The sequence below is a fragment of the Chitinophagaceae bacterium genome (genome assembly GCA_016713085.1).
GTDB lineage: Bacteria > Bacteroidota > Bacteroidia > Chitinophagales > Chitinophagaceae > Lacibacter.
Window position 1 is genome coordinate 343,417 of sequence record JADJPV010000002.1, and the last position, 12,224, is coordinate 355,640.

A 12,224-nucleotide genomic window follows, 5' to 3' on the forward strand; every position below is an offset into this window, starting at 1 on the left:
TTGCCTTTGCTGACAGTTTAGCAGTAAAGTTGATTCTATTGTAAATTAGACGGAATAATGTAATAAAGCAATACCTGAAAAGTGATAGCAGTTTTATTGGGAGCTCAGGTGAAGATTTTTGGAGAAAAGTTCTATAACCGCTTTGAAACTTTTGTTACTGAATGCATATACAGCACATGCTGATGTTTTACTATTGCTGAACGTATATAACATCACTACGCATTTCTTTTTATTCTGATAGAAGTTGCCGATTGATAAGGCAGATGGCCAGCCATCCCAATCCTTGCCTGTAAGTGTTTGTGACGGTTTTTTATCTGCTTTAGCTAATCTCTTTACCACCTGTTCATTCCATTGGCTCATTGCAACTTTTAAAAGATCCTCTTTCGCAGGAAGGCTTTTGTACAACGTAATTGTACAAAAGCTCCCGTCTTTATTGGTTAACTGAAACTGAACTCTCGATTGCAATTCACTTTTTGTAAAAAACTCCGGCGTCTGGTAGGTGAAAATATCAAAGCTGTCGGTTTGGGAAAAGCCAACGGAAACAGTACTTACCCATGCTATGAACAGGAGAAGGATCTTCTTTTTCATCGTCAGTTAGTAAAGATTCGTATGCCGGTTGCTGCAACCTGAACACCTTTCTGATACTCTTTTTTTACTGCCTTTTTTTCAGGTATGAGTTTGGATGGTTCTACTCCTTCGATAATGATCCGTTTGCCAACAATTTTTTTTGGAACAGTAAATCCGTAGTCTTTTGTTCCAACTGCTACTGTAGTTCCATCATCCTTTTTTACCCAAACTGTGAAGCAGTCTTCTTCGCACCAGTCAACTTTTAACACTATGCCCGTTATAATTGATTGACCTTTCATTGGTTTAGCCGTTTTGATATCAGCTCCCCTGTAATTTCCAAAGGTTCTGCTTTTGCCAACATAAATATCGTCTTCAGTTTGCTGGGCATTTACGGTAATGGTAAATAAAATGAGTGGCAGAATTTGCAATAGCTTCTTCATGATTTTTTTTGCTTTTAAAATTATCTTCTTTTTAATGCTTTTCTCAGGTAGTTTATTTACGTATAACTGAAGTAAGAGGTGCGAAAGACGCATCAGTAAAACATTCCATGTAACGATATTCATTATTTAGAAAGCCATATGCATTACTGAATGTTATTGTTTTACTTCCAAGCGTTGGATGGAGGCTGCCAAATTGGTCTTTAAATTCTAAAACAAGACTAACAGACTCTATTTTCCATGCATCAGCAAAAAAATTGGGATCATAAGATATTGACAACTTCAGTCCGGATTTTTGATAGTCTTCCAGGGGTGTAGGTGGGCGCCCTTCCAGATCGAGACCAAACTCAGTAGTCGAATTTATTTTCATTTCATTACCCAAACTGAACTGGAGATAATTGCGCCAGTTTGCAGGAGTGCTTTTTGCCATAAGTGTTACATAAACTTTGGACGGGAATTCCTTATTATCACTGCCTGTTTTGATCAACACCCGTACAGATGTTAAAGAATAAACACTTGCATTCTGAGTGCCGGTAGTAGTGCTTTTATTAGTAGATGGTGGAGGGGGAGCAGGGGGCGGAGCCGGCGTCAATACTTTTCTTACCGGTTTTTTTTCAGGCTTGGTTATGATTTGCGCATGTGCTGCAGCAATTGCAAACAATAAAAATGTTGCAAAGAATAATTTCTTTTTCATGTGTTGTTTTTTGAGTTTAAATGCTGAGGTAAAAATGATTCTATTTTAAGCTGGTTACAATCCCTGAAAAACAGGATATGTCGTATTGCTCAGTTAAGAAATAGGGTTGATTCAAATGTAATTTGGCTGCCACTGCTTTCAACCTGCCACCCAAAGTGACAACCTGTTCTTTTAATTGCTGGCCGTAAACTGACTTTACAGGTTCCATAGCAATACAATCGTAAACTGATTTTGGAAATGGAGGTGCTGCAAAACCACCAAGATTTAAAGGATTTGTTTTGGTGTTTTTGGGAAGCGAAACTTCATTGGCAGTAAGTTTATTTCCGTACAAAATCAAAGATGATATAAACGGTAATGAACGTAGTTATATTTATTTTTAAAATAAAATTGCCTTTTGCATTATATTATTTTGTTCATTCGATTCTTTCACCGTATTTAAGTCATCTAAATACATTGTATATAGCGGGTGGTTGTTTTTATCAAACGCTACAGTAACCCTAAACGAACGCTGACGGGTCTCGCCAGGATTAATAACATCTGTTGGAGATACAGAAACAGCTGATCCGCCGCCGGGAATGAGTTTTGGATTGCCAGAATCATATCCAACCCAACCTTGCCAGCCAACTAAGTTTGCCATCACACCTGCAGTACCCTCGTTTTTTATGGTATATGTTATTTGGACAAGATTTTTGGTAACACCGTCCACCACTTGGGGACCTAAATAGTTGGCATCAAAAGAAACAATTACAAGATCGGGAAATTGTGCAGGAGCTGTGTTTTTGACCGGAGCATTTTTGATTGGCCGCAATACTGCTTCTTTGAGTTTTCCGGGCCTGTTCACGGTCTGTGCATAGGTTCCGCTGATTGCTAAGATCATTAATACTGAAAGTAAAATTTCTTTTTTCATGATTTGTTATTTAAAGTTTAACTGATATAGTAAAAATGATTCTATTTATAGCAGAATACAATCCCTGAAAAACAGGATATTCTTTTTTTGCGACTGCTATATCTGGTTCATATTAGTTTTGTTCTGCATCCACGCAGATAGCAGGTAAGACCTTCTGTTGAAACTGCCTGTTCTCAGTTGCTGCACTTTGTAAAAGAAATCTACTGTAGTAGAATTCCTTATCAATAGTAGCGCCAGCTCTGTAACATGGTTTGAAAATTCAGCTGAAGTAATTACTGCTGCCCGGGCAACTTGGGTATTCAGGGTGTCAGTCTTTTGCTGTTCTTTTATTTTTAATGAATCTTTTTTATCCTGACGTTTTTCTTTTATGAAGTCGCCGGTTTTTTTTATTACACTATCAGGTGCATTCATAATTTTAGATGCGGCATTATCTGTCTTTTCATCAATTTTCTGATTCTTCTTTTGTTCTATCTTTTCTTTGAATTTATCTTCAAATTGTCCTTTGAGTTTTTTCAAAACCTGGGCATGCAATGGTGCCATGAAGCTGCAAATAATAATTGCTGCGTATAGTTTTTTCATTCGTTTATAGTTTTATAGTTTGAATGCTGAAGTAAAAATGATTCTATTTCCAGCAGAATACTATCCCTTAAAAACAGGATATTTCAGATATGTCATTAGGCTTGAATATCTGAGATGAAATTTTAAAGCTGACGGTTTATGCCAATGAATGAAAAGGAGAAAAGGACTGGATGGAAAGAAAGATGAGTTCCCCAAATAATAAGGAGGTGATTAGTAAATTACCTGAAGTATTCAGTATAGCTGCAGAATGTTCTTAGCCTTGAAGGGGAGGTTGAAGAAAAGCGTATTAATTAAATCAGCAACAGTAATTCTTAATTCAACTCTTCCTCATCCACTTCAATAATCTTGTCTTCCTGTTTAATCTTGGTGAGATTATTCCGTTGCAGAATTTCTTTGGCAAGGTTGAGATAATTGATAGCTCCTTTACTGTCGGCATCGTACAAAATAACGGGCTTGCCAAAACTTGGGGCTTCACTTAAACGAGTATTACGGTGAATGATGGAGTCAAATACAATTCCTTCAAAATGGCGGCGCACTTCACTTACCACCTGGTTACATAAACGTAAACGACCATCATACATAGTCATTAATATTCCTTCAATTACTAACTGTGGGTTTAAACGACTTTGCACAATCTTAATGGTATTAAGCAATTTGCCCAAACCTTCCAGTGCAAAGAACTCAGTTTGTACAGGAACCAAAACAGAATCAGCAGCTGTTAATGCATTTACTGTAATCAATCCTAATGAAGGCGAACAATCAATGACAATAAAGTCATATTCACTTTTCAACGGTTCCAGCAAATGTTTTAAAACACCTTCACGGTTGGGCTGATTGATCATTTCAATTTCAGCTCCAACAAGATCAATATGTGAGGGGATAAGATCAAGATGAGGAATTTCACTTTTCAGTACGGTGTCTTTTTGCATTAATACCATTTACAAAACAATCATAAAGGCTGTGTTGAATATGATGCAGATCAAACCCAATACCTGTTGTGCTGTTTGCCTGCGGATCAGCATCCACCAGCAATGTTTTATATTCAAGTACGGCAAAACTGGCAGCAAGATTGATTGCTGTTGTGGTTTTACCAACTCCACCTTTCTGATTTGTAATTCCAATAATACGACCCATAGTGTTCAATTCTTCTGTTTAATTAATCTCAAATCTCTATTGTTTCACCAATACCCGGCAGTTTCAGTTCCAATCCGTTCTTTGCGAAATGCTGTTTCGCTTTTTCTGTATCTATTACAATGTAAGGAAAGGTATTGTAATGAACACCGATTACTGTATGAATGCTGATCATGTGTGCTGCTCTTACTGCATCTTCATATCCCATTGTAAAATTATCGCCAATTGGCATGATAGAGAACGCAATCGGCGCACCCTGCGGTACTAATTGCATATCTAAGCTTAGTGCTGTATCGCCACTGTAATAAAAGTTTTTATCTGCCATTACTACAAATCCCATCGGGTTTCCACCATACGATCCATCAGGCAGGGAGGAAGAATGCTGGGCTGCCATACATTTCACTGTTCCAAAGTCAAAGGTTTTTTTGCCTCCGGTATTCATGGGGTGAATGTTTTCCACTCCCTGTTTTTGCAACCAGAGATAGATTTCCCAGTTGCAGATCACCAATGCGCCAGTTCGTTTGGCAATACTTACACAATCGGCAATATGATCTTCATGGCCATGGCTTATGAGGATATAATCGGCTTCTATTTTGTTTATATCTACCAGTGCAGCCAGTTCATTTGGAGAACTAAAAGGATCAAAGAGTAATTTCTTTCCTTGTACGTCTACATTAAAACAGGAGTGACCGTAATAGGTAAACTTCATATCCTTGTATAATTAATGGGGCTGTTTGAACCTGATTTGTATTGATTGTCAATGGCTGAATGCCATAGTGACAAAAATAAGGGTTCGGCATAATATTCGGGAACAATAGTTATCCCCCGTTGTTATACGGATAATGTGCAGCCGCTTATCAAAAATTAACAGGCGGTTGTTTTTTTTATTCTTCAATTTTGACCATTATGAGAAGATTAGCCGGATCATGGATTTTTTTACTGATTTTTTTGTTGCTTGATATTTATGTGTTCCAGGCATTAAAAATTGTTGCTGTTGGCTGGGCTCCTAAAACAAGAATGATTATTTATGGAATTTACTGGGGCATCAGCGTTGTTTCTTTAACCTTAATGCTGAGTATTGCGTTTACCAATTATGAAAGCTGGCACAAACTGCTGCGAACCTATGCTTTTGCCATTGTAATTGGATTGTTCCTTGCCAAAATTTTAGCCAGTGTATTTTTTATGGCTGATGATGTAAGAAGAGTGGTGCAATGGGCTGGCAGCTTTATTTTCCCGAGTTGGAATCCGAAAAATAACGGCAGCACTACAGGCATTACCCGTTCTATGTTTTTAAGCTGGGCTGGTCTTGCAATTGGTGGCGGACTGTTTTCATCTTTACTGTATGGATTCAGTAACAAGTACAAATACAACCTGCAGAAACTGAGTTTAAGCTTCAGTAACCTTCCATCTGCATTCAAAGGGTTTAAGATTATTCATATCAGCGATATTCACAGCGGCAGCTTTACAGATAAGGAAGCAGTTAAAAAAGGGATTGATAAAATCAATCAGCAAAATGCAGATGTAATTTTGTTTACCGGCGACCTGGTAAATAACTCAGCTGAAGAGATGAAAGAATACATGGATATTTTCAGCGGCTTGAAAGCGAAGCATGGTGTATTTGCAACTTTGGGTAATCATGATTATGGATTTCCATCGGGTGAAACAAAAGAAGAAGTACGGCAAAAGCAATTGGCCAATGCAGAAGAAGTAAAGGCGGTTCATAAACAGCTTGGCTGGAAATTACTGAGTAATGAGCATGCAATGATTGAAAGAGATGGCGAGCATATTGCATTACTTGGTATCGATAATACCAGTGCAAAAGCTAATTTTCCGTCATTTGGAAAACTACCGGAAGCACATGCCCCGGCAAAAGATTCGCCGTTTAAGATATTGATGAGTCATGATCCATCGCACTGGAATGCAGAAGTAACTGCTGATTTTAAAGACATAGATCTTACACTGGCAGGGCATACACATGGAATGCAGTTTGGAGTAGAGATTCCCGGTTTTCGCTGGAGCCCCGTGAAATATGTATACAAACAATGGGCTGGGTTGTATGAGCAGGCCAATCAAAAATTATATGTGAACCGTGGTTTTGGATTTATTGGTTACCCCGGCCGGGTAGGTATTTTACCCGAAATCACATTGATTGAGCTAACATAATTTATTCGATTAAACTATCTTGCAGTCAGGTGGTCTATGTTCTCTGCCACCTGACTTTTTTATGCCGAAACCACTTATTCAACTATGCATTGCCCTGCTCCTGTGTGTAAACCTTTATGCACAGGAAACAGTAGCTGATACAATTCCTCTCAACAAAGATTCCATTGAAAAGGAACTGGATGAGTTTTTGAAAATGTTTGGTTCTCCCAAACCAGCCAGTTATTTTCTTGCAGGCATAGGTGTCGGTAACACACAGTTCAGTGTAAAAAATATTGCACTCAATTCACAGCAATCAACCGGCAACCTGAGTATTATACCAACAGTAGGGTATTATTTTAAAAACGGGTTGAGTTTATCATATAATAATTCTCTGTTGAAGGAAGGGCAATCCATTCAATTGCTGCAGCATTCAGCAACAGTTGGGTACGATTACACGGAAAGTAAAGAGGTTGCATTTGGTTTTTCGTACACAAGGTTTTTTGGAAAGAAAGAATTTGTAAATACATCATCGCCTTATGATAATGACCTGTTTGCTTATGTAAATAAACAGAAGGGAATTTTTCAGCCGGGTGTAATGATTGGCTTTTCAGCAGGGAAGTACAGGGAAACATCAAGATATCTTGATTCGCAAAGGATATTCTTACCAAGCCCGGGATATTTTTACTTCTATGTAAATGATACTTCAACTGTTCGAGTGAGAGATTTCTCACTCATACCTTTTGTACAGCATGAATTTGAATGGAAGGGCTTTGGGAAAAAGAATGCCATCACATTTAAACCCTGCCTGATGCTCATTGGCGGAGTGAGTAATTTTTCTGTTGATTCAAAAGGGAGAAAAAGTATATTAAACAGGCCACGGTTAGGAAGAGCATATAATCAGTCATCATCAGAATCATCCGGGTTTAATTTTTATTCGGTTGGCCTTAACCTCGATGCTGCATGGTATGTTGGAAAATTTTATCTCAATCCCCAAGTATATATTGATGATTATCTTTTAAGCAGCGAAAATAAATTCAATGTACTCTACACCGTTCAGCTTGGATTTATGTTTTAGTATAACAGAAAGGTTGTTCTTAACATATTTTTACAAGCGAACATAAATGATTGGCACTTTATTAGACGTTAATGATAAACAACTAAAATCAAACAGAATGAAAAAGTATCTTGTAATCTTACTTGTCACGCTTACAGCATCGGCTACATCTTTTGCACAGTTCCGCATTGGCCCAAAACTCGGTGCCAATATGGGGAAAATTGAAGGAAGTGGATTTGATGAAAAGTATAAACTTGGTTATCATGTAGGTGTATTTGCAGAAATACCGTTAGGAAAAAAATGGGCTATTCAACCAGAAGTATTGTGGAACCAGATTAATACAGATACTGCCTATAACATTAGGCAAGTGTATCAAAATCTTGCAAACCAGAATCTTTCCAACCCACAATTAAATTATTTGAGTATTCCATTGCTATTAACTTACAAGCCTGCAAAGGTTTTATCATTGCAGGCGGGGCCACAGTTCGGGATTTTGATCAATAAGGATAAAACACTGATTGATAATGGAGGGCAAGCATTTAAAAATGGCGATTTTTCTATGCTCTTTGGTGCACAACTGAATATTCTTCGTATAAGAGTATATGGTAGATATGTTATTGGATTAAATGATATCAGTGATATCGGCAGTCAGGAAGAATGGAAAACAACAGGTTTTCAACTTGGTGTTGGGTTAGCTTTGTAAAAACTTACATCTACTATAGTAAGGCCTCTCCTAACAGGGAGGTCTTTTTTATTTCCATTAACATATACAATTAAGGGTAATCTGCTACATTTACCAACTAAAAATTTACTGCATGAAACAGCACAGATTACATTTCAGGATTATCCAGATTTTTCTTTTTATTTCTCTTGCTCTTACATCGTTTGCCCAGGTAAACCTGAAAGAACAGATTCCCTTTGATGCAAAAGTGAAAACAGGAAAACTGCCAAACGGACTTACCTATTATATCCGTCCCAATAACAAACCGGAGCAGCGGGTAGAGTTAAGGCTGGTTGTTAATGCAGGCTCGATCCTTGAAGATGGCGATCAACTTGGTCTTGCACATATGACCGAGCACATGGCTTTTAACGGCACAAAGAATTTTAAGAAGAACGATATTGTTTCTTACCTGCAGGAAATTGGTGTTGGCTTTGGAAATGATCTGAACGCTTATACCAGTTTTGATGAAACCGTTTATATCTTGCCAATCCCCATAGACAAACCCGGGAACCTTGAAAAAGGATTCCAGATACTGGAAGACTTGGCGCATAATATTTCTAATCTCGATGAAGATATTGATGGAGAGCGTGCTGTAATCCTGGAAGAAAGCCGTTTAGGTAAAGGAGCGCAGGAAAGAATGTTCCGAAAATTCCTGCCGGGTTTATTTGCCGGTTCATTGTATGCAGACAGGTTACCCATTGGTAAAGACAGCATTATTAAGAACTTCAAGTATGATGTTATCCGCAGGTTTTACCGTGACTGGTACAGACCTGATTTGATGGCGGTGATTATAGTAGGTGATATCACTACAGAAAAAGCAGAAGAAATGATCCGTAAACATTTTGGTGGATTAACAAATCCTGCCAATCCACGTGAACGGAAATATGCCCCACTTGCTCCCTACAGCAAAAATGATTTAATGCTGATAAGCGATAAAGAAGCAACATCTTACAGCGTAGCAATAAATTATCCCGCTTATATAGATCCTCCTGTTTCAATTGTTGAAGAATACAGGAACGATCTTATCCGTAATTTGTTTACACGCATGTTCAATCAGCGTTTGCAGGAATTAACGCAAAAAGAAAATCCTCCTTTCAATGGAGCAAGTGGCAGCTTTGGAACCTACGCAAGAGGATATGATGCATTTTCTGTTTATGCAGGTGCAGGAACAGGCGATGTAAAAAGAGCTATGCAGGTCTTGCTGGAAGAACTGGAACGTGTAAAGCGTTTTGGATTTACTGCAACAGAACTGGAGCGGTCAAAGAAAAACATGATTTCCTCTTATGAAAGATCATACAATAACCGGGATAAAAATGAAAGTGCAAACTATGTAGAAGAGTATATCAGCAATTTTCTGCAGAAAGATCCAACACCGGGTATCGAGTATGAATTTGAAAAAGTAAAAGAACTTCTTCCGGGCATCAGCATTGAAGAGGTAAATAACCTGGTGAATAAATACATTAAAGGAGTTGACAACAGGTTTACTTACATCACAGGACCAGAACCAAAAGCAATTGATAAAGTTCCAACTACAGAAGAGATGCTGGCTGTTTTTCCGGCAGTTGAGAAAGCTGACATCAAAGCTTATGAAGATAAAGTGGTTGCTTCTTCTTTGATCGAAAAGAAGCCAACAGCAGGGAAAGTAGTTTCAAAGAAAACTGATGCAAAGCTTGGTACAACTGAACTGACACTGAGCAATGGTGTGAAAGTAACCCTGAAATCAACTGACTTTAAAGCTGATCAGATCTTAATGTCGAGTGTAAGACCCGGCGGTAAAAATCTATATGGGCTGGCAGATAAATACAATGTGGAATATGCAGTGCCGATTGTACAGGCGATGGGAGTTGCTGATTTTTCACCAGTGGATCTGCGCAAGGTACTGGCAGGAAAAACGGTGCAGGTTACTCCGTTTATCAGTGCAGTAAGTGAAGGTGTTCGTGGAAACTCAACAGTAAAGGATCTGGAAACAATGTTTCAGTTAACCTGGCTGTATTTTACAAACCCACGCAGCGATACTTCCTTATTTAAATCATACCAGCAAAGGAATAAATCGCAGTATGCAATGGCAGGTGCTAATCCGCAGTTTGCATTTATTGATACATTGTACAATACCCTGTATAATAATAATCCGCAGGCACCAATTGCTTTACCAAAGGCTGACTACTTTGAAAAAATCAATCTAAAGCGAAGTCTTGAAATTTATAAAGAACGTTTTGCGGATGCAGGAAGCATGAACTTTGTTTTTGTTGGAAGCTTTAAGGAGGAAGAAATCATTCCTTTAATAGAGCAGTATATTGGCAGTTTGCCGGCCACAGCGAAAAAGTTTGCAACTGTTGATAATAAAGTGCGGCCAATAAAAGGCAAAAAAGAAATGATTGTGAAAAAAGGCAAGGAAGAAAAGAGCTTGATCATTCAATTCCATTCGGGTGAAGTGCCCTATAGTCAGTCACTGGAACTAAAAGCACAGGCTGCAACAGAGGTGCTGAACATCCGCATTATTGAAGAACTGCGTGAAAAGATTGGTGGTATTTACGGCGGCGGTATTTATGGTGGACTGGAACAGCAACCTTACGGTAACTACACATTTGCAGTACAGTTGCCATGCGGCCCTGAAAAGGCTGACACCTTGATAAAAGCTGTGAACAAAGAGATCAAGGACATTGCAACAAAAGGCCCTTCACAAAAGAACCTTGATAAAGTAAAACAGCAATGGCGTGAACAGCACAAGATTGACCTGAAAGAAAATGGTAACTGGCTGACTGCTTTAACCGAAAGCAAGTTTCCCGGAAATGATATCAATTATTTTGTGGACTATGAAAAGTATGTGGATCAGCTCACAGTGAAAGATGTGCAGGAGGCCGCAGCGAAATTGCTGAATGGCCCCAATGTATTAACCGCTGCGCAAATGCCGGAGAATGACGCGCCGAGTGAGAAAAATAATACCGCAGAGAGAGAGAATAAGGTAATCGAGTCAATTGAAATTGACCAGCCGGATATTAAAATTGAGCTGTTCGACAATGGAGAAATTGATGGCGATACAGTAACAGTTTATTTCAACAGCTACCCCGTGGTGAGCAAAAAGCAGTTAACGGCGAATGTGATTACCCTCAATGTAAAAGCATTGAAGAACAGGAAAAACAACCTGGTTCTGTTTGCTGAAAACCTCGGCAAAACACCGCCAAATACAGCATTGATGCGGGTTACAGCAGGTACAAAGGTGTACAATATCACTGTTGAAAGCGATAAGAAAAAGAACGGAATGATTGTTTTTAAATGGAAGGAATAAGATAAAATCGAATGAAACAAAGGCTGCCAACTGGCAGCCTTTGTTATTACAGGGATATGTGAAAATGCTTTTTACCGGTCTTGAATACTGTTTTTAACCGTTCAAAACTGGCTTTATAAACCGGATGGAGTTATACAGTATTTACCAATGAAAAACCATAATGTTAATATCTTAATATTTAGTGCAAAGTTAACTTGCAAAAGAAGCTGTTGGGAATGAAAAATAATCCTATATTCATTATTGAAAATTACTCTTTGCCCATTTAAATTCTAAAAATTAAAAAACATGGCAACAAAAAAAGCAAAAAAAGCAGCTAAGAAACCAGCAGCAAAAAAAGCAGTAAAGAAAGCTGTTAAAAAAGCGGCTCCTAAAAAAGCAGCTAAGAAAGCAGTGAAAAAGGCAGCTCCTAAAAAAGCAGCTCCAAAGAAAAAAGTAGCTAAAAAGAAATCTGCACGTAAACCAAATGCAGCCTTCATGAAAGCACTTACTCCAAGTGCTGATTTAGCAGCCGTTATTGGAAGTAAACCATTACCACGTACAGAAGCGGTGAAAAAGATCTGGGTTTACATAAAAGCAAATAAACTGCAGGATGCTAAAAACAAACGCAACATTAATGCTGATGCTAAACTGAAACTCGTGTTCGGTGGAAAAGCACAGGTATCAATGTTTGATATGGCGAAGCATCTGTCAAACCATTTGAAATAAG

Annotated in this window: 12 protein-coding genes and 1 pseudogene; 5 read left to right on the forward strand and 8 right to left on the reverse strand. The window is 38.3% G+C overall.

All coding sequences use genetic code 11. The annotated features are described in order from the left end of the window. Positions 1–93: 93 nt before the first annotated feature. From IPK31_14075 to IPK31_14110, 8 genes and pseudogenes are all read right to left on the reverse strand, one after another. Entirely contained in the window at positions 94–588 is a 495-nt protein-coding gene (locus tag IPK31_14075; protein ID MBK8088966.1) for a hypothetical protein, read from the reverse strand. 2 nt (positions 589–590) lie between these two features. Then, positions 591–1,007 carry a DUF4920 domain-containing protein gene (locus IPK31_14080; GenBank protein MBK8088967.1) on the reverse strand — a complete coding sequence of 139 codons (417 nt, stop codon included), beginning with the start codon at positions 1,005–1,007 and terminating at the stop codon, positions 591–593. Between the two features lie 52 nt (positions 1,008–1,059). After that, positions 1,060–1,698: a hypothetical protein gene (locus IPK31_14085; protein MBK8088968.1), complete on the reverse strand. Its 639-nt coding sequence runs from the start codon at positions 1,696–1,698 to the stop codon at positions 1,060–1,062. Between the two features lie 40 nt (positions 1,699–1,738). After that, positions 1,739–2,029 (reverse strand): hypothetical protein, encoded by a 291-nt coding sequence (locus IPK31_14090; protein MBK8088969.1) that lies wholly within the window; start codon positions 2,027–2,029, stop codon positions 1,739–1,741. 45 nt (positions 2,030–2,074) lie between these two features. Beyond that, the gene (locus IPK31_14095; protein MBK8088970.1) at positions 2,075–2,605 is read right to left on the reverse strand and encodes a hypothetical protein; all 531 of its coding nucleotides are present in this window, start codon (positions 2,603–2,605) and stop codon (positions 2,075–2,077) included. Between the two features lie 96 nt (positions 2,606–2,701). Further along, positions 2,702–3,184 (reverse strand): hypothetical protein, encoded by a 483-nt coding sequence (locus IPK31_14100; GenBank protein ID MBK8088971.1) that lies wholly within the window; start codon positions 3,182–3,184, stop codon positions 2,702–2,704. Between the two features lie 311 nt (positions 3,185–3,495). Beyond that, a pseudogene (locus IPK31_14105) lies at positions 3,496–4,318 on the reverse strand (ParA family protein). Between the two features lie 28 nt (positions 4,319–4,346). Then, entirely contained in the window at positions 4,347–5,024 is a 678-nt protein-coding gene (locus IPK31_14110; GenBank protein ID MBK8088972.1) for a metal-dependent hydrolase, read from the reverse strand. 197 nt (positions 5,025–5,221) lie between these two features. Between IPK31_14110 and IPK31_14115 the strand changes: the two genes are divergently transcribed. The 5 genes from IPK31_14115 to IPK31_14135 all read left to right on the forward strand — a co-directional run bounded on the left by IPK31_14115 (position 5,222) and on the right by IPK31_14135 (position 12,223). Beyond that, positions 5,222–6,478 (forward strand): metallophosphoesterase, encoded by a 1,257-nt coding sequence (locus IPK31_14115; protein MBK8088973.1) that lies wholly within the window; start codon positions 5,222–5,224, stop codon positions 6,476–6,478. A 61-nt stretch (positions 6,479–6,539) separates the two neighbouring features. Next, positions 6,540–7,532 carry a hypothetical protein gene (locus IPK31_14120; GenBank protein ID MBK8088974.1) on the forward strand — a complete coding sequence of 331 codons (993 nt, stop codon included), beginning with the start codon at positions 6,540–6,542 and terminating at the stop codon, positions 7,530–7,532. A gap of 97 nt (positions 7,533–7,629) precedes the next feature. Then, the gene (locus tag IPK31_14125) at positions 7,630–8,214 is read left to right on the forward strand and encodes a PorT family protein (protein ID MBK8088975.1); all 585 of its coding nucleotides are present in this window, start codon (positions 7,630–7,632) and stop codon (positions 8,212–8,214) included. A 112-nt stretch (positions 8,215–8,326) separates the two neighbouring features. Then, on the forward strand, positions 8,327–11,518 hold the full coding sequence (locus IPK31_14130) for an insulinase family protein (GenBank protein MBK8088976.1): 3,192 nt from the start codon (positions 8,327–8,329) through the stop codon (positions 11,516–11,518). Positions 11,519–11,803: 285 nt separating this feature from the next. After that, a complete protein-coding gene (locus IPK31_14135; GenBank protein MBK8088977.1) occupies positions 11,804–12,223 on the forward strand; it encodes a hypothetical protein in 420 nt (139 codons plus the stop codon). Position 12,224: the final 1 nt, after the last annotated feature.

Excerpts from the sequence above, each read along its gene's own strand:
- IPK31_14075 (MBK8088966.1), bottom strand. The coding sequence starts at position 588 with ATGAAAAAGAAGATCCTTCTCCTGTTCATAGCATGGGTAAGTACTGTT.
- IPK31_14080 (MBK8088967.1), bottom strand. The coding sequence starts at position 1,007 with ATGAAGAAGCTATTGCAAATTCTGCCACTCATTTTATTTACCATTACC.
- IPK31_14085 (MBK8088968.1), bottom strand. The coding sequence starts at position 1,698 with ATGAAAAAGAAATTATTCTTTGCAACATTTTTATTGTTTGCAATTGCT.
- IPK31_14095 (MBK8088970.1), bottom strand. The coding sequence starts at position 2,605 with ATGAAAAAAGAAATTTTACTTTCAGTATTAATGATCTTAGCAATCAGC.
- IPK31_14100 (MBK8088971.1), bottom strand. The coding sequence starts at position 3,184 with ATGAAAAAACTATACGCAGCAATTATTATTTGCAGCTTCATGGCACCA.
- IPK31_14110 (MBK8088972.1), bottom strand. The coding sequence starts at position 5,024 with ATGAAGTTTACCTATTACGGTCACTCCTGTTTTAATGTAGACGTACAA.
- IPK31_14115 (MBK8088973.1), top strand. The coding sequence starts at position 5,222 with ATGAGAAGATTAGCCGGATCATGGATTTTTTTACTGATTTTTTTGTTG.
- IPK31_14120 (MBK8088974.1), top strand. The coding sequence starts at position 6,540 with ATGCCGAAACCACTTATTCAACTATGCATTGCCCTGCTCCTGTGTGTA.
- IPK31_14125 (MBK8088975.1), top strand. The coding sequence starts at position 7,630 with ATGAAAAAGTATCTTGTAATCTTACTTGTCACGCTTACAGCATCGGCT.
- IPK31_14130 (MBK8088976.1), top strand. The coding sequence starts at position 8,327 with ATGAAACAGCACAGATTACATTTCAGGATTATCCAGATTTTTCTTTTT.
- IPK31_14135 (MBK8088977.1), top strand. The coding sequence starts at position 11,804 with ATGGCAACAAAAAAAGCAAAAAAAGCAGCTAAGAAACCAGCAGCAAAA.